Source organism: Microvirga arvi (assembly GCF_016892765.1).
In the GTDB taxonomy this organism is placed as follows: Bacteria; Pseudomonadota; Alphaproteobacteria; order Rhizobiales; family Beijerinckiaceae; genus Microvirga; species Microvirga arvi.
The window spans coordinates 13,405-29,735 of the sequence record NZ_JAFEMD010000043.1; the positions used below are offsets into that span (position 1 = coordinate 13,405).

Sequence of the window (16,331 nt, forward strand, 5' to 3'; positions counted from 1 at the left end):
AAGACAGGCGCACTCCCCTGCTTGAATGACGTGGCTCCCGCATTGAGGATATCCATGCCGCGCCGTGACCTGCCCTTCTTCTCCGACCTTTGGGACTTCGTCGCCTTCCTTGAGGCAAGAGGCCAGCTCGTGCGGATTCGGGAACCTGTCTCGGTGGCGCACGAGATCACCGAGATCCACCGGCGGGTGCTTCAGGAAGGTGGTCCGGCCCTTCTGTTTGAGCAGCCGTTGCAGCCGGATGGACAGGTAGCGGACATGCCAATCCTGGTGAACCTGTTTGGAACCGTCGAGCGTGTCGCTTGGGGCCTCGGCGTGCAACCCAATGGCCTGCGGGAGCTTGGCGAAGCGCTGGCCGAACTGCGCGAGCCCCGTCCGCCGCAGAGCCTGACAGATGCCTGGAGCAAGCTCCCCCTGGCACGGGCGGCCCTTTCCATGCGCCCTAAGGCGACCGGCGCCGGAGGGCGGACCGTGCTGTTGGGAGATGCCGTCGATCTGGGACGGCTTCCCGTCCAGATCTGCTGGCCAGGCGAGCCGGCGCCGCTCATCACGTGGCCGCTGGTGGTCACGTGCCCGCCGGATAGCACAAGCGTGGACGACTACAATGTCGGCGTCTACCGCATGCAGGTGCTCGGGCGTGACCGGGCCATCATGCGCTGGCTCGCGCACCGCGGCGGAGCCCGCCATCATCACTGCTGGAAAGCCCTTGGCAAGCCAATGCCAGTGGCGGTCGTGATCGGCGCAGACCCGTCCACCATCCTCTCGGCTGTCCTGCCTCTCCCGGAGACCCTGTCCGAGCTGCGCTTCTCGGGCCTCCTGAGGGGTCAGCGCCCCAAGCTTATGCCGTGCGCAAGCGTGCCCCTCGTCGTGCCTGCGGAGGCGGAGATCGTCATCGAAGGATTCGTGTCCGCCGACGAAACCGCACCCGAAGGCCCCTTCGGCGATCACACCGGCTACTACAACGCCGTCGAGCCCTTTCCGGTCATGCACGTGACGGCGATCACCATGCGCCCGAACCCGATCTATCTTTCGACCTTCACCGGGCGCGCGCCGGACGAGCCGTCGCGCATCGGCGAGGCGCTCAACGAGCTGTTCGTTCCGCTTCTGAAGCGCCAGTTTCCGGAGGTTCGGGATGTCTGGCTGCCGCCGGAGGCCTGCTCGTACCGGATTGCGGTTGTGTCCATCGCAAAGCGCTACGCGGGGCAAGCCCGCCGTGTGATGCTGGGTCTGTGGTCGCTTCTTCCGCAGTTCACCTATACGAAGCTCCTCATCCTGGTGAACGAGGACATCGACGTGCGCTCCTGGGACGACGTGATGTGGGCCGTCGCGACCCGCTCGGACCCTTCCCGCGATCTCGTCACGATCAGCGACACGCCCATCGATTATTTGGACTTTGCGTCGCCTCGCGCTGGTCTGGGCGGCAAGCTCGGCATTGATGCCACAAACAAGATCGGATCCGAGACTGACCGCGAATGGGGGGTGGTTCTCCAGATGGATCCCACCGTCGAGGCCCGGCTCGACACGATCTGGAGCAAACTCGGGCTTGATCGAGCCCCCTTGAGGAGCGTCGCATGAGAACAATGCCCCGGGTCGTGATCGGCATCAGCGGCGCATCGGGCGCCATACTCGGGATCCGGATCGTCGATCTCCTCGCAGCGGCAGGCTGCGAGACCCATCTGGTCGTCTCCCACAGTGGAGAACGCACGATAGGCCATGAAGTCGGCCCTGATGCGCTCCGTCGGGTCGAGGCGCTCGTCTCCTTTCGCCATTCCATCGATGACGTCGGCGCGACCATTGCGAGCGGCTCATTCCGAACAGCGGGCATGATCGTGGCGCCCTGCTCAATGCGGACCCTGTCGGCGATTGCGAGCAGTTCGGCAGACAACCTTCTTGCACGTGCGGCGGACGTTCACCTGAAGGAACGCCGCCAGCTTGTCCTGCTGACGCGCGAGACCCCGCTGCACCTTGGCCACATCCGCATGATGGCTGCGGCAACCGAGATTGGAGCCATCATCGCGCCCCCGGTTCCCGCCTACTACCGCAGGCCCCAGTCGGTCATGGACATCATTGAACATACGGCGCGCCGCGCCATCGACCTGCTCAACCTGAACATCGACGCTCTGGCCGAGCCGTGGGGCGGGCTTGGGTGATATCCCGCTGAGGCGAGCTCAACCTAGTCCGGCGGGAGACCGGCTCGGACCACCACATCCGAACCGCTTCCAGACGTGCCAGGCAGACGTCGATCTCCCCGGCCGGAACGGGCCTGCTGAAGAAATAGCTCTGGGCCTCGTCGCGGCCTCGCGCCTGCAGGCGATTCAACTGCAGGCGATTCAACTGCCGGCGGGTCTCCACGCCCTCTTCGGTAACCGCCATCCTCAAAGACAGACTGAGATCAACTCGGCCCTCTGCCAGCCCGGATCGAGGGCAGGCGTGCTCCGCCGTGGGCCACAGGTCGGGCTTTGTTGTTGTGCTCGCGGACGGGCAATTGTGGCCCGACCTGTGGAAGTGTCTACACCCCTTTTGGCGCAAACATTGGCACACAACCTTCATCGGGTGAGGCAACAAGCTACGGTCTGGAGGATGACGTCTGGCTGTCTGTTCTTGTATGAATCGTATGCGCCCTCATTCCATCCCTTAGGGCAAAACTGGAATTTTCTGATGCCGAGCTTGGATAAATCCCTGGTGGCCGGTCTGCCCATGTTCGCAGGCTTCCCGGCGAGCGATCTCGATGAGATCCTGCGGGAGGCACAGCCCATCCGCTATCCGAAAGGGACGGCCGTGTTCCAGCAGGATGAGGAGGCGCAGTCCTTCTTCATTCTTCTTCATGGGCATCTGCGCGTCATCAAGGTGACCTCCGACGGGCAGCAGGTTGTGGTCCGGTTTGTGACGCCCGGTGAGATCTTCGGGATCGCCATGGCCATGGGCCGCGCAACCTATCCCGCAACGGCCCTGGCCATCGTGGACAGCATCGCGCTGGTCTGGCCGGCGGTTGTCTGGCCACGCCTCGTCGCAAAGCACCCGTCGCTTGCGGTCAACACGCTGCAGACGATGGGGGGCCGGCTGCAGGACGCGCACACACGTGTCGTCGAGATTTCGACGGAGCAGGTCGAAAAACGCGTCGCGCATGCGCTGCTGCGTCTTGCCCGTCAAGCGGGCCGGCAGGTCGAGCAAGGTGTTCAGATCGATTTCCCGATCTCACGGCAAGACATCGCCGAGATGACGGGAACAACGCTCCACACGGTGAGCCGCATCCTGAGCAGTTGGGAGGAGCAGGGTCTCGTCACGGGCGGACGCCAGCGCATCACGGTCCGCGATCCCCACAAGCTCTTCCTGCTGGCGGAGAGCTGACGGTTCGGGAAACACCTCACCCCGTGACGGAATGCGGCGCCCCGTCACGGAACCGCAGGCCAGCGGGCCGTGACAAGCTCAGGCTCCACCGTTGACGCGGAAGCCGACTCCTTGGTGGCAACCGCGCGCAGATCCGCCAGGAACTTCGCACGGTCGACCCCATGCTCCCGGCACGCATCGTCAACCGTGTGGAAGCAGGCAATCGGGCAGCCGACGCAACGCATCTTGTGATTCAGAAAGACCCGGATCGTGGCAGGGCACTGTCGCATGACATCGTCGACGAGCTGGGTGACTTCAACAGGCATGACGGCCTCCAAAGTGATGATGCAATTGAGATGCCTCAACTTACCGAGTTCCCTTCGCCGTTCTTTGCGCGACGACAAGGAGACGAATGATGAGGCCCAACAATCGTTGTTTTGTTTGCTGCAGGGCAAAGATGACGGGGCTTCAATCGGCCAAGGTCCTGCCGTCGATGCGAGCGGAAGAGGAGAGCCGATGAGCGACAATTCCAAGCGGCAGCACGCCCTGGATCCTGATGTCCTGGATTGTCTGACGGATGTTCTGGATCCGGAGATCGGCCTTAGCGTCGTGGATCTTGGCTTGGTCTATCAGACTCGCCGGACGCCCGAGGCCGTCGAGGTCGCGCTCACCCTCACCACCCGCGCCTGTCCCTTGGGCGAAATGATCATGGAGGAGGCGCGCGAGCGTCTGGCGCATCGGTTTCAGGACGCTCCCCGCATTGACGTTCGTCTGGTCTGGGATCCTGTCTGGACTCCCGACTTCATCACCGCCCGCGGCCAGGAGCTTCTCGGCCGCGCACCAAGGACCATAGCCTGATGTGCAGCTGCAACGTCACTGAAACCGTCATCGACGTCCGCCAGATCATGCCGCGGATGCGCCATCCCCTGATCTTCAACACCTTCGATCAGCTTGCCCCCGGCGAGGCCTTCCTGCTGGTCAACGACCACGATCCCCGGCCTCTGTTCTACCAGTTCAATGTCGAGCGGCCGGGCGAGTTCGGCTGGGATTACCAGGAGGAGGGTCCCGAGCTCTGGCGGGTCCGCATCAGCCGCGCCGCCTGAGGGAGCCCGGCGACTGACATAGGCGGGGCCGCGGCGGCTCCGCCCCCATCTTTGCAAGGTGCCGTTGTCGCCAGTTGGCACCTGCACAACCTCCCCTCCGTTGCCCGCGCATCCATCGGACGGCATTCACGATGATTGAGTTCTATGGCGCATTGGCGGTTTTCGTGGCGGCCCACGTCATTCCGGCGAGCCCAGGTTTGCGCGCGCGGTTGATCGACGCGATGGGGCGATCAACCTATCTGATCGCGTACTCAATCCTGTCTCTCGTCCTTCTGGGCTGGCTGATCGTGGCCGCCCAGCGCGCTGACACCGTGTGGCTCTGGGATCCGGCCCCGTGGCAGTGGCACGTCCCGTTCATCGCCATGCCGGTCGCGGCGTTCCTGTTCGTCGCTGGCCTCATGGCAGCCAATCCCCTCTCAATTTCCCTTCGCAGCGGCGCGGAGCCTGGGCCGGTCACGGCCGTCACGCGGCACCCAGTCCTATGGGCCTTCCTGATCTGGGCGGTGGCCCACATCCCACCGAATGGTACCGTGGTCGCGCTCCTGCTGTTCAGTGCGATGGTTCTGTTCTCCCTGCTCGGGTTCGTCCTGCTCGACGTCAAGGCACGCAAGCGCCTTGGTCCGGAGCGCTGGCGGGAGCTGGCGGCCGGAACCTCCATCCTCCCCTTCGCGGCGGTCCTCTCGGGGCGAGCCCGGTGGCACGCGCTGCGCTCTCTAATCCTGCCAGCGCTGATCGCTGCCGCTGTCTATATCTGGTTCGTGCTGCAGGGTCATGCGCTTCTGATCGGCGCGGATCCCCTCGCCGGCCTTGCGGCCATGGGATAGCCCTGCCAGACGGCGGGAGCGGGTCCCGGCTGGCCGCCGCGGGGACTTTACTGCGTGAGGAACAGGACGGCCGCGATCACGACCGACATGGTCACCGCCGTGATCGTCCCGGTCGGGCGCAGCACCCCCATCCGGTACAGCATGACGGCGAAGATGACGATCAGCGGCGTCGCCATCACCAAACCAACCTGGGCATCGCTCATGTGACGGATCTCCTGAATTCGTGTGGCCTCTCTATGGCCGAGAATGCGGGAGAGTTGTTTGTGCCATCGCAACGAAGAATGCGACAGCGAGCGGTAGGAGGCGTCATCGGCCAACTTGTTATCGTGGACAAGCAATGAATCTTGCGCAAGAAGATCGCTCCTGGGGCGCCCTCTCGGACCTGCCCGGACACCCGATGATGTGGGTGCTCATCCTGACCGAAGTCGTGACCTTCGGGCTGCTCTTCCTGACGTTCGCCATCGCAGGAGCCGTTCACCATGATCTCTTCGCGGCGGGCCAGGTGCAACTCGACCCAACTCTTGGTGGCATCAACACCCTTGTCCTGATCACCAGCGGCTGGCTCGCTGCCCTGGCGGTCGAGGCTCGGTCCGTCGGCCGCCGCGGTGCGGCGCGGCTCCTTCTCGGAGGGGCCATGGCGTTGGGCATCGTCTTCATCGCCATTAAAATCACCGAGTACATTACGAAAGCCCAAGCAGGCATCGGCCTGGAGACTGACACCTTCTTCACGCTCTACTTCCTGCTGACCGGCTTCCACCTCCTTCATGTGCTGCTGGGCATCGTCATCCTCGTCGCCGTCACATTTTCGGACAGCCTGGAGAACCTGAAGACCGGCACCGCCTTCTGGCACATGGTCGATCTGGTCTGGGTCGTCATGTACCCGCTTATTTACCTGATTGGATAGCTCGATGACACAGACCGCCGCGCGCCAGGTCACTCGCGCCTGGGGCCTCCTTGTCCTGCTCACCCTTCTCAGCCTCGGCGCAGGCGGTTCCGGCTGGACTGGACTGGCGGCAAACGCGCTGATCCTGACTGCCGCCTTCGCCAAGGGGCGCTGGATGCTGATGGACTTCCTCAAGCTCCGTCGCGTGCCGGCCGGTTGGCAGACCCTGTTTCTCTGCTGGCTTGGGCTGGTCACTGTCATCCCGTGGGCCGCCACCGCTCTGTCCTTGCTGCGCGGATAAACGACCTTTCGTTACGGGGCTTGCTCCAGAGCAAAGAGCGGCGCTGCTGCTCCTGTCATCAGGGACGGGAGCGCACCATCCGGTGCCTGATGCAACCCAAGGCCCATCGGCATGTCCAGCACCGATCACTCGGCCATCCGTTCGCGGAGTCCGCCACCATTGGCATGCGCCTGCGGCGTGAGCCGCACCTGTTCTCCACTGCCACAACAGAAAGGATCGTGTGATGGCTGAAGTCCTCACCAAATCGGCGGCGAGAAACGTGTTCTACGGGGGCTCGTTCTTCTTCTTCGCTATCTTCGTTGGCCTGACCGCCCACAGTCACTATTACATGAACACCACGTCGACCGATGTGTCGACGCTGAATGCCTCCGTCGCCCGCGGCAAGCACGTGTGGGAGAGGAACTCCTGCATCAACTGCCACTCCATCCTCGGCGAGGGAGCCTACTTCGCCCCCGAGCTCGGCAACGTCTGGGTTCGCTACGGCGGCAAGGAAGACCCTGCGGGAGCCCGCGAGACGCTCAAGGCCTGGATGGCCGCACAGCCGACCGGCATCGAAGGACGGCGGCAGATGCCGCAGTTCAACCTGACCGACCAGGAACTCAACGACCTCGCTGATTTCTTGGAATGGACCAGCCGCATCAAGACCCAGAACTGGCCGCCGAACAACGCCGGCTAAGGGGGCCGATATCATGAAATACCAAACGCAAAAGGTGGCCCTGCTCTACTTCTATGGAGCCCTGGCCCTGTTCATCGCCCAGGTCCTGTTCGGCGTTCTCGCCGGCACGATCTATGTCCTGCCCAATACGCTCTCCGAACTGCTGCCGTTCAACGTCGTCAGGATGATCCACACCAACGCGCTGATTGTGTGGCTGCTGATCGGCTTCATGGGAGCAACCTACTACCTGGTTCCGGAAGAAACCGAGACCGAGCTCTTCAGCCCGCTTCTCGCGAAGATCCAGTTCTGGATGTTTTTTGGCGCAGCCGGCGTCGCGGTGGTCGGGTACATGTTCAAGATCCACGAAGGCCGCGAGTTCCTGGAGCAGCCCTTCGTCATCAAGGTCGGCATCGTCGTCGTGTGCCTGATGTTCCTGTTCAACATCACCATGACGGCTCTTAAAGGGCGCAAGACCGTCGTCACCAACATCCTGCTCTTCGGGTTGTGGGGCGTGGCGATCTTCTTCCTGTTCGCCTTTTACAACCCGATCAACCTTGCGGTCGACAAGATGTACTGGTGGTACATCGTGCATCTCTGGGTCGAGGGCGTGTGGGAGCTGATCATGGCCTCCGTGCTCGCCTTCCTGATGATCAAGCTCAACGGCATCGACCGCGAGGTGGTGGAGAAGTGGCTCTATGTCATCGTTGGCATGGCCCTGTTCTCCGGCATCCTTGGCACGGGCCACCACTTCTACTGGATCGGCGCGCCCGGCTACTGGCAGTGGATCGGCTCGCTGTTCTCCACCCTTGAAGTCGCGCCCTTCTTCACCATGGTCGTGTTCACCTTCCAGATGACCTGGAAGGCGGGCCGCAAGCACCCGAACCGCGCGGCCCTGCTGTGGTCGATCGGCTGCTCGGTGATGGCCTTCTTCGGCGCGGGCGTGTGGGGCTTCCTGCACACCCTGTCGTCGGTGAACTACTACACCCATGGCACGCAGGTGACCGCTGCTCACGGGCACCTCGCCTTCTTCGGCGCCTATGTGATGCTCAACCTCGCCGTCATGGCCTACGCCATGCCGCAGATCCTCGGTCGCGCTCCCTACAACCAGATGCTCAGCATCGTCAGCTTCTGGATCATGTGCACGGCCATGTCGGTGATGACCTTCGCGCTCACCTTCGCGGGCGTCATCCAGGTCCACCTGCAACGCGTGCTCGGGCAGTCGTACATGGACGTCCAGGACCAGCTCGCCCTGTTCTACTGGATTCGCCTCGGCTCGGGCGTGTTCGTGCTGATCTCGGCGCTGATGTTCGTCTACGCGGTGTTCGTCCCCGGACGCGAGAAGTCCCCGCGGCTGGTGCAGGGCCTGCAGCCCGCCGAATGAGCATAGACGGGGCGGCCCCGAACGGCCGCCCCGTCCTCCCCATTGCACCCAAAGGATTTGACCGATGAAGCCCCTCCTGCAAGCGGTTCCCGAACCTGTGGTCGAACTGCCCTACTACGTTCCGGCCGGAAATGAGTGCTCCCTGTTCGAGCTCGCCTGGAGCAAGCGCCTGCCGCTGCTCCTGAAGGGTCCGACCGGCTGCGGCAAGACCCGCTTCGTCGCCCACATGGCATCAAAGCTCGGGCTGCCGCTTCATACCGTCTCCTGCCATGACGATCTCACCGCCGCCGACCTTACCGGCCGCTACCTGCTCAAGGGCGGCGACACGGTGTGGGCGGACGGCCCCCTCACCCGCGCCGTGCGCGAGGGCGGCATCTGCTATCTCGATGAGATCGTGGAGGCGCGCAAGGACGTGACCGTGGTGCTGCACCCGCTCACCGACGACCGCCGCATCCTGCCGCTCGACCGTACGGGCGAGGAGCTGCAGGCGCCGGACTCCTTCATGCTGGTCGTGTCCTACAACCCGGGCTACCAGACCCTGCTCAAGTCTCTGAAGCCCTCGACGCGCCAACGCTTCGTGGCCATCGAATTCGACTTCCTGCCCTTCGACCACGAGATCGCCGTCGTCGCCTCGGAAAGCGGCCTGTCCGCGGAGCGGGTGCGTCCCCTTCTGCTGCTGGCCCGCCGCCTGCGCACGCTCAAAGGGCAGGATCTGGAGGAAGGTGTGTCCACACGCCTGTTGGTCTACTGCGGGTCCCTCATTGCGGCGGGTGTCCCGGCGGAAGAAGCCGTGCTCGCCACCATGATCGAGCCGTTGACTGACGACCTCGACGTCAAGCAAGCCCTGACCGAGGTAGCCTGCGCTACGCTCGCCTGATCCGGAGACACGCCATGCTCGACTTCCTGGAACTTGAGGAAACCGTCGGCCAGTTCTGGCACCGGCTTGTCGGCCGCGCGGCGACCTACCCACGCTACCCCGAGCTTGGCGTCTCCCTTGATGAGGTCCGCGGATATCTCGCCGTATTCTTCCGCGGCCTTGGCGGCGAGCCCGGGGTGCAGCTGGCCGGCACCGCCGCGCGCGCCTCGTCCCACCGCCTGAACTTTCTTCAGCGGCTCGGGGTCACCGAGGAGCGGCTGGAGCAGCCCGGACGGGACGCGGCCACCCTGTTCCTGCCGCCGCGGATCGAGCTGTTCCCATCAAGCGTGCTCAACCGCTCGCTCTACCTGTGGCTGGCGGCCTATTTTGCCCATGTGCCGACAAGCGCGATCACCGAAGCCGATCCGCTGCGCCGAGATCTTCTGGTGCTCCGGCGGGTGCAGGCGACGGTCGCCGCGGTCCTGGCGGAGTGCCCCGGGCTGACACAACAGTACAAGGAGCTCTGCACCGCCATGCGCGAGGCGCGGCCGCGGCGCCCCCTGCCGGCCGCGGAAAGCAGGATCGAGCAGATCGTGCTCTCGCTCCTTGGGGATGACGGTGCAACGCCGCCTGCCCTTTTGGACACGGTGGCCGGCGACGCGGCTCTGCCGCGCCAAGCCCCTGCCGGCTATCAGCCCTTCCTGCCTGTCCCGCTCTGGGGCGACACCTGGGCCCGCGAAGCCGGAGCAGCCAGCCGCAACAGCGACGAGCCTGCCGGTCCAAGCGACCTCGCGGCGTCTGATACACGCAAGCGCTTTGCCGCGCGGCGTGAAGCGGATCAGGCCCAGCGCAGCGACCCGTTCATCCTGAACCGCTTCGAGAAGATCCTGGCGATGGCGGAGATGGTCAATGTCAACCGGCCCTCTGACGATGATGAGGACGAGAACGCCGAAAAGGCTCTGGACGGGATGGAGGAGATCCCGCTCTCCAAGCACAAGGGCAAGCCGGCGACCAAGCTCAAGTTCGACCTCGACCTGCCGCCCGAGGCCGTCGATACGACGAGCCTGACGGCCGATCTGGCCTATCCGGAATGGGACTACACCCGCAAAGCCTATCTGCCGAACCACTGCCGCGTGTTGGCAGCCCCTGCCTCCGAACAGGGCGAGGCCTGGGAGGCGGATGACGAGGCCCGCCGGATGATCCGGCGCGTGCGCCGCCAGTTCGAGGCGCTCAGGCCAAAGCACGAGATCCTGCGGGCGCAGCCGGACGGCGAAGAGCTCGACATCGATGCGCTGGTGCGCGCCCGCAGCGATCTGCTGTCCGGCGGCTCTGGCACGGAGCGTGTCCACCTCACCAGCAAGCGCCAGGCTCATGATCTCGCCGTGACGCTGTTGGTCGATGTGTCGCTCTCCACCGATGCCTGGATTGACAACAGGCGCGTGCTCGACGTGGAGAAGGAGGCACTGATGGTGCTGGCGCATGGAATGGCTGCCTGCGGCGACTCGCACTCCATCCTGACCTTCACCTCGCGGCGGCGCTCCTGGGTGCGGGTGGAGACCGTGAAGGACTTCGACGAGCCCATGAGCCAGAATGTGGCACGACGCATCTCGGCGCTGAAGCCCGGCTACTACACCCGCATCGGGGCAGGTATCCGCCACGCCACGGCGAAACTCGCGGAGCGTCCAAACCGGCAGAAGCTGCTGCTGGTGCTCACCGACGGCAAGCCGAACGACATCGATTCTTATGAGGGCCGCTTCGGCATCGAGGACACGCGCAAGGCCGTCATGGAGGCGCGCCGCGCCGGCGTCACCGTGTTCGGCGTGACGGTGGACCGTGAGGCGCAGTCCTATTTCCCGACTCTCTTCGGGCGTGGCGGCTATGCCATTGTCGGCCAGGTGGCGAAGCTCCCCTCCGCCCTGCCGTCGATCTACCGGCACCTGGTCCAGTAGAATGGTCCAGTAGAAAGCGGAAGCACCAGCGAACCTAGCCTCAGCCGCGATCGCCGTCTCCAGCAGCGCGGCTGGGCAGATGCAGGGCTTTCGGGCCAATGTTGAGGCCGATCTGCAGGCTGTCGGCGATGCGGTGTGCGCGGTCGATGAAGAATTGCGCAACATCAGGCTCGCAGACCTCACGAGCCGTTGCCTCGAATAGGGCAAGCCAGCGCTCAAAGTGCCCCTCCAACAGGGCCATGCCCCTGTGGGCCACCTGCGGTTTGCCCTGATACCGCCCTGTCCGCAGGGCGATGGACGACCAGAAGTCGACCATGATCGCCAGATGCTCGCTCCAGCGGTGTGACAGGGCCTGGCGAAAAATCGGCCCTAATTCCTCATCCTGCAGAACCCGGTCGTAGAAGGTCTCGACCAAATGCCGGATCATGTCCTCTGTCACGCCCTTTGCCGGCTCGATCAGGGGAATCGCGGTCGTTGAACTCATGCCAAAAGACCCCTCACGAATTCCCCTTTGCTTAGACGCAAAAAGATGTATTTTCAATGCATGTTTGAGGAGTTCTAATGAGGCTGACGTCGCACACCGACTTTGCGCTGCGCCTGCTGATGAGCCTCGCGGTCGTGGAGGAGCGTCTTGTCACCATCGAGGAGCTTGCCACGCGGCACGGGCTGTCGCGCAACCACCTGATGAAGGTGGCGCAGACCCTGGTCAGCCTCGGCTACGTGACGGGCGTGCGCGGACGGACCGGTGGCCTGAAGCTCGCCCGGCCTGCCGCCAGCATCCGCATGGGAGAGGTCGTTCGCGCCCTGGAGGACGACACCGCCTTGGTGGAGTGCCTGGGCGATGGTCCAACCACCTGCATCCTGAGCGGCGCCTGCTTGCTCACCCACACGATGGGTCGAGCGAGGGAAGCCTTCTTCGCCTCGCTCGACGAGGTGACGCTGGCTGACCTCGTTGCCCCGCGCATCCTGCTGCGCCAGCGCCTTGGGGTGAGTGAAAGAACTCAACACGGCATCGCCGCCATTGCTTGAGATCAACGTTCAAAACGGAAGGAGACAACAGTCATGCCGATGAAAACCCTTTTGACCACTCTGCTCCTTGTCGCGGCCGGGCCCGCCTCCGCCGAGTGCGTCTACAGAAATGCCTATAACCATCTGACCAACGAATACGTCACCGTTCCGGTCTCCTGCCCTCCCGTGAAGGCAAGCCAGACGCCCAAGTACCGCAGCTGGCATGAGTGCCCGGTTCACGAAGAGCGGAATGCCAAGACCGGGGACGTCTATCAGGTGCGGTCCTGCGCATGACGAACCCGTCAGTGGCGGCTTGAGGGTCGTCACCGACAGGAACGAAACAAACGAGCCCACAGGAGCCGGGCCGAGGTTCGGCTCCTGTGGGCTCGTTGCTGCCATCACACCGCGCGGCTGTGGGTTCTGCCCGACTGGCCGAGGTAGGCATCGAATACAGACGCCACGCTCCGCACCAGGAAGCAGGTGTCATCATTCAGCGACAGCACGTTGCCATCGAGCCGGATGACACCGTCGCCCTCCAGCATCTTCAGCCGCGGGATCGCCTGCAGGATGGTCTCAGGCGCCACGCCGTGCCGGCCGCACACCTCCGCCACATCGACCTTGACGTCGCACATCACCCGCTCGATTAGATCGGCCCTCAGGCGGTCGTCTGCCGTGAGGGAATACCCCTTCGCCGTCGCTAGCTCCCCGCGCGCTATGCGCTCGGCATAGCGCCCCAGCACCACCTCGTTCTGGGCATAGCCCTGCGTCAGCCGTCCGATGGCAGAGGCGCCGAAGCCAATCAGAACGTCGCTGGGATCGGTCGTGTAGCCCTGGAAGTTGCGATGCAGGACGCCATCGACTTGCGCCTTCACCATCGTGTCCTCAGGCAAGGCATAGTGGTCGAGCCCGATTCGGCGGTAACCGGCTTCAACGAGCGCCTCGGCGATGACCTCCGCCTGCTCGTAGCGGGCGGCGCCGTCGGGCAATGCGGCCTCGTCGATCCTGCGCTGATGTTTCTTGAACGTCGGGATGTGCGCATAGCCGAAGACGGAAAAGCGCTCGGGGCGCAATTCAATGCTCTTGCGCACGGTCTCGACACAGGATTCCACCGTCTGGTGCGGAAGGCCATAGATCAGGTCGAAGTTGATGCCGCGCACGCCGGCCTCCCGCAAGCCGTTCGTGGCCCGTGCCGTTTGCTCGACGCTCTGGATGCGGTTGATAGCGCGCTGCACCACCGGGTCGAAGCTCTGCACGCCAAGGCTCGCGCGGGTGACGCCCGCCTCACCCAGAGTCTTCGTCATCGTCTTGGTCAGGGTGCGTGGGTCGATCTCCACCGCGACCTCGGTTTCCTCATCAAGGGAGAATTCCTGCCGCATCAAGGCCATGAGGTCGAGCAACTCGGAGGGCTCCATAATGGTTGGGGTTCCGCCACCGAAATGTACGTGCCGCACGGTCAGAGGGCCACTCAGGCGATCCGTCACGAGTTCGATCTCACGCCGCAGGACAGCGAGATAATCCACGATCGGCGCATCGCGCTGGGTAATGGTCGTGTGGCACCCGCAGTACCAGCACATGGAGCGGCAAAACGGCACGTGGAGATAGAGCGAGGTGCTCGTCCCGGCCGGCAGGGACGCCAGCCAGTTCCCATAGGCCTCGTGCCCGATGGTGTCGGAGAACTGCGGTGCCGTCGGATAGCTCGTGTAGCGGGGAAGCCGCTCCTCGCCGTAGCGCGCTCTCAGGTCGTCTTTCATGGTGCAAACCCTCACATCGACGGCCCATCCTCCGGGAGGCTGTCCGCCCTTCATGCAAAGGGGCGTACAGGAAATCTCACCGGGGTTCCTTGCGCTTGCTCAATATGATCCGGCGGCTTTCCCACCGCAGCGCACACATCATTTGATCTGCATCAAATCGTTGGGGATGCTCGCCAAAAATAATGTGCCTTCGAATGTATTCGCCGAAATATTTGCGCTGCAGCAAATAAGGCTGGGAAGCTGAGGAGTACAAAGTCTTCATCCGATGACGGACCAGAACGATCCGCCAGGCGGTCCCATAGAGGAGATGAAGATGAAGGCCCTGAAGATCCCGGGACGCCGGCCGCTGCTTGCGACCGCTGCTGTTTTAGCCCTTGCCACCGCGGCGTGGCTCGGCGCCCCGCTCGCAGCCAACGCAGGCGACAAGGTGGCGGCTGCCACGACGCACGCCCACGTTGCGACCGAGGCAGCCCCGGTGAGCGTGGTGCGCCTGCCTTCCGATCTTCCTGGTCCCATCGGCAAGCGTGGCCCGCAGCGGGTCAAGGTCGACTTCGAGACCACCGAAGTGACAGGTCATCTCGATGACGGCACCACCTACCACTACTGGACCTTCAACAACAAGGTTCCCGGTCCCTTCGTCCGGGTGCGGGTCGGCGACACGGTCGAGGTCAAGCTGAAGAACGCCGAAGACAGTGCCATGATGCACAATGTCGACTTCCATGCGGTCACTGGCCCCGGCGGTGGCGCCAAGGCCACGGAGGCGGCTCCGGGCGAGACCCGCGGCTTCGAGTTCAAGGCGCTCAACCCCGGTCTGTATGTTTATCATTGCGCCACTCCCATGGTGGCCCAGCACATTGCCAACGGCATGTACGGCCTGATCCTGGTGGAGCCGGAGGAAGGTCTGCCGAAGGTCGATCATGAGTTCTACGTGATGCAGGGTGAGCTCTACACCGAGCAAGCCCACGGCACGAAGGGGCACTTAGGGGAAAGCTATGAGAAGCTGATCAGCGAACGTCCCGAGTACTTCATCTTCAACGGCAGCGCGGACGCCCTGAAGAAGAACCCGTTGAAGGCGAAGGTCGGCGAGACCGTCCGTATTTACTTCGGCGTAGGTGGGCCGAACTACACCTCGTCCTTCCACGTGATCGGCGAGATCTTCGACAAGGCTTACCCATTGGCTTCGCTCAGCTCGCCGATGAAGGATGTGCAGACCATTACTACTCCGCCCGGTGGCGCCAGCGTGGTGGACTTCAAGGTTGAGGTTCCCGGCAACTACATCCTCGTCGACCATGCCCTGAGCCGCGTCGAGCGCGGTCTGGCCGGCATCCTGCAGGTTGAGGGGCCCGAGAACCCCACGGTCTTCAAGGACTACAACCCGCAGAAGTCGGCCCAGTCGACCGGCGGTCATTGACCGGAACGGCTTCAAACGACGGAAAGTCCGGGCCCGGCCCGGACTTTTTGCATCTCGGGTTTTTGCGCCAGGGCAACGAAGCCAGGGCCGTCCTCTGTCTTCATGAGGGAACAAGCAAACACCGCCTCCACCGAACCTAACCGAGACTGTTGATGAAACCTGTCCTGCGCGAGATCGCCGGCGCTTCCGGCCCGGCCACCCCATGCGAACCCTCCCCGCTGCTGACGCGCGTGCGCGCTGTCATGGACACCCTTGACCTGGACTGCCGCTGCCGCGGTAAGCTTGACGCAGCCCTGGAGCGGTTCGAGGCCTTGGAGAGCCGGCGCCAGCTCCGCGGCCTGATCCTCGATGCCCGCCACCAGGCGGAACGCATCGGGGCGCTGCTCGAACTCGTCGGCGAGTTGGACACCGTGTCGACCGACGAGGCGGACCTAAGCGTTTTCCACGAAATCGCACTGCTGTTCGAGGACATCAGGGCCGCGGCGATGCGCGGGGCCGAAGACATGGTCCGTGCGGCAGGACTTGACCTGGGTGGCGGCCAAGCGGGCTGACCTGCAACCCATGCGCCGATTGCGCCTGTCAGAGAGAGTTCACCGGCCCGGCCTGCGCAGAGCCTCTGGCAGCGGCTGGTCGCCATAATCGATGCTGGAGCGCTGCAGGATGCACCCGGCCGCGTCGACCACAAGGCGCAGCCGCCGTCCGGCATGGAAGAACGTGAGCCGGAAACGGCCCTCGTCCTCGCCGATGCCGCGCTCGCAGCGACTGGTGATCGCCCCGCTGCGGAGCAGCTCCGGCACGTGCGACGGCTCCAGGCCCAGTCCCTCACCGAGCACCGAGGCATCAACCTGGATCGTGCCGTCCTGGATCTCAATCTCGGGCATGAGA

At 64.0% G+C, this 16,331-nt stretch carries 21 protein-coding genes; 16 read left to right on the forward strand and 5 right to left on the reverse strand.

Translation table 11 applies throughout. The features are described 5' to 3' along the window. The first annotated feature begins 54 nt into the window (after positions 1-54). The 3 genes from ILT44_RS21675 to ILT44_RS21685 all read left to right on the forward strand — a co-directional run bounded on the left by ILT44_RS21675 (position 55) and on the right by ILT44_RS21685 (position 3,345). Positions 55-1,572 carry a UbiD family decarboxylase gene (locus tag ILT44_RS21675; protein WP_201861249.1) on the forward strand — a complete coding sequence of 506 codons (1,518 nt, stop codon included), beginning with the start codon at positions 55-57 and terminating at the stop codon, positions 1,570-1,572. Beyond that, positions 1,569-2,147: a UbiX family flavin prenyltransferase gene (locus ILT44_RS21680; RefSeq protein WP_239468433.1), complete on the forward strand. Its 579-nt coding sequence runs from the start codon at positions 1,569-1,571 to the stop codon at positions 2,145-2,147. Before ILT44_RS21675 ends, ILT44_RS21680 begins: the two co-directional genes overlap by 4 nt. A gap of 508 nt (positions 2,148-2,655) precedes the next feature. Then, positions 2,656-3,345: a Crp/Fnr family transcriptional regulator gene (locus ILT44_RS21685; RefSeq protein ID WP_204241700.1), complete on the forward strand. Its 690-nt coding sequence runs from the start codon at positions 2,656-2,658 to the stop codon at positions 3,343-3,345. Positions 3,346-3,389: 44 nt separating this feature from the next. On the opposite strand, the gene ILT44_RS21690 is transcribed toward ILT44_RS21685, so the two are convergent. Beyond that, on the reverse strand, positions 3,390-3,650 hold the full coding sequence (locus tag ILT44_RS21690) for a DUF1858 domain-containing protein (protein WP_201861252.1): 261 nt from the start codon (positions 3,648-3,650) through the stop codon (positions 3,390-3,392). A 190-nt stretch (positions 3,651-3,840) separates the two neighbouring features. Between ILT44_RS21690 and ILT44_RS21695 the strand changes: the two genes are divergently transcribed. The 3 genes from ILT44_RS21695 (at position 3,841) to ILT44_RS21705 (ending at position 5,251) form a co-directional block, all read left to right on the forward strand. Continuing rightward, the gene (locus ILT44_RS21695; RefSeq protein WP_201861253.1) at positions 3,841-4,182 is read left to right on the forward strand and encodes a metal-sulfur cluster assembly factor; all 342 of its coding nucleotides are present in this window, start codon (positions 3,841-3,843) and stop codon (positions 4,180-4,182) included. After that, positions 4,182-4,427: a DUF2249 domain-containing protein gene (locus ILT44_RS21700; protein WP_204241701.1), complete on the forward strand. Its 246-nt coding sequence runs from the start codon at positions 4,182-4,184 to the stop codon at positions 4,425-4,427. The genes ILT44_RS21695 and ILT44_RS21700 overlap by 1 nt, the downstream gene beginning before the upstream one ends. A 131-nt stretch (positions 4,428-4,558) precedes the next feature. Further along, positions 4,559-5,251, forward strand: a complete 693-nt coding sequence (locus tag ILT44_RS21705; protein ID WP_204241702.1) for an NnrU family protein — start codon at positions 4,559-4,561, stop codon at positions 5,249-5,251. 47 nt (positions 5,252-5,298) lie between these two features. On the opposite strand, the gene ILT44_RS21710 is transcribed toward ILT44_RS21705, so the two are convergent. After that, positions 5,299-5,454 carry a hypothetical protein gene (locus tag ILT44_RS21710; RefSeq protein WP_204241703.1) on the reverse strand — a complete coding sequence of 52 codons (156 nt, stop codon included), beginning with the start codon at positions 5,452-5,454 and terminating at the stop codon, positions 5,299-5,301. A 134-nt stretch (positions 5,455-5,588) separates the two neighbouring features. Here ILT44_RS21710 and ILT44_RS21715 point away from each other — a divergent pair, with 134 nt between their 5' ends. From ILT44_RS21715 to ILT44_RS21740, 6 genes are all read left to right on the forward strand, one after another. Continuing rightward, the gene (locus ILT44_RS21715) at positions 5,589-6,155 is read left to right on the forward strand and encodes a cytochrome c oxidase subunit 3 family protein (RefSeq protein WP_204241704.1); all 567 of its coding nucleotides are present in this window, start codon (positions 5,589-5,591) and stop codon (positions 6,153-6,155) included. 4 nt (positions 6,156-6,159) lie between these two features. Continuing rightward, complete coding sequence (locus ILT44_RS21720) at positions 6,160-6,435, forward strand: cytochrome C oxidase subunit IV family protein (protein WP_201861257.1); 276 nt, start codon at positions 6,160-6,162, stop codon at positions 6,433-6,435. Positions 6,436-6,658: 223 nt separating this feature from the next. Then, positions 6,659-7,111, forward strand: coding sequence for a c-type cytochrome (locus ILT44_RS21725; RefSeq protein WP_204241705.1), 453 nt, complete (start codon positions 6,659-6,661; stop codon positions 7,109-7,111). Between the two features lie 13 nt (positions 7,112-7,124). Then, the gene (locus ILT44_RS21730; RefSeq protein ID WP_204241706.1) at positions 7,125-8,471 is read left to right on the forward strand and encodes a cbb3-type cytochrome c oxidase subunit I; all 1,347 of its coding nucleotides are present in this window, start codon (positions 7,125-7,127) and stop codon (positions 8,469-8,471) included. A 64-nt stretch (positions 8,472-8,535) separates the two neighbouring features. Further along, positions 8,536-9,348 carry a CbbQ/NirQ/NorQ/GpvN family protein gene (locus tag ILT44_RS21735; RefSeq protein ID WP_239468434.1) on the forward strand — a complete coding sequence of 271 codons (813 nt, stop codon included), beginning with the start codon at positions 8,536-8,538 and terminating at the stop codon, positions 9,346-9,348. A 14-nt stretch (positions 9,349-9,362) separates the two neighbouring features. Then, positions 9,363-11,276 carry a nitric oxide reductase activation protein NorD gene (locus ILT44_RS21740; RefSeq protein WP_204241707.1) on the forward strand — a complete coding sequence of 638 codons (1,914 nt, stop codon included), beginning with the start codon at positions 9,363-9,365 and terminating at the stop codon, positions 11,274-11,276. A gap of 40 nt (positions 11,277-11,316) precedes the next feature. On the opposite strand, the gene ILT44_RS21745 is transcribed toward ILT44_RS21740, so the two are convergent. Continuing rightward, entirely contained in the window at positions 11,317-11,760 is a 444-nt protein-coding gene (locus ILT44_RS21745) for a group III truncated hemoglobin (protein ID WP_201861262.1), read from the reverse strand. A gap of 77 nt (positions 11,761-11,837) precedes the next feature. Here ILT44_RS21745 and ILT44_RS21750 point away from each other — a divergent pair, with 77 nt between their 5' ends. Beyond that, entirely contained in the window at positions 11,838-12,305 is a 468-nt protein-coding gene (locus ILT44_RS21750; RefSeq protein WP_201861263.1) for an RrF2 family transcriptional regulator, read from the forward strand. A gap of 39 nt (positions 12,306-12,344) precedes the next feature. Continuing rightward, positions 12,345-12,578 (forward strand): hypothetical protein, encoded by a 234-nt coding sequence (locus ILT44_RS21755; protein ID WP_204241708.1) that lies wholly within the window; start codon positions 12,345-12,347, stop codon positions 12,576-12,578. 104 nt (positions 12,579-12,682) lie between these two features. Here ILT44_RS21755 and hemN read toward each other — a convergent pair whose 3' ends face one another. Then, on the reverse strand, positions 12,683-14,035 hold the full coding sequence (gene hemN / locus ILT44_RS21760; protein WP_204241709.1) for an oxygen-independent coproporphyrinogen III oxidase: 1,353 nt from the start codon (positions 14,033-14,035) through the stop codon (positions 12,683-12,685). A gap of 313 nt (positions 14,036-14,348) precedes the next feature. Between hemN and nirK the strand changes: the two genes are divergently transcribed. Beyond that, positions 14,349-15,446, forward strand: coding sequence for a copper-containing nitrite reductase (gene nirK / locus ILT44_RS21765; RefSeq protein ID WP_204241710.1), 1,098 nt, complete (start codon positions 14,349-14,351; stop codon positions 15,444-15,446). Between the two features lie 152 nt (positions 15,447-15,598). After that, entirely contained in the window at positions 15,599-15,997 is a 399-nt protein-coding gene (locus tag ILT44_RS21770; RefSeq protein ID WP_204241711.1) for a hypothetical protein, read from the forward strand. Between the two features lie 39 nt (positions 15,998-16,036). Here ILT44_RS21770 and ILT44_RS21775 read toward each other — a convergent pair whose 3' ends face one another. Then, positions 16,037-16,327: a DUF6522 family protein gene (locus tag ILT44_RS21775; RefSeq protein ID WP_201861268.1), complete on the reverse strand. Its 291-nt coding sequence runs from the start codon at positions 16,325-16,327 to the stop codon at positions 16,037-16,039. Positions 16,328-16,331 lie beyond the last annotated feature (4 nt).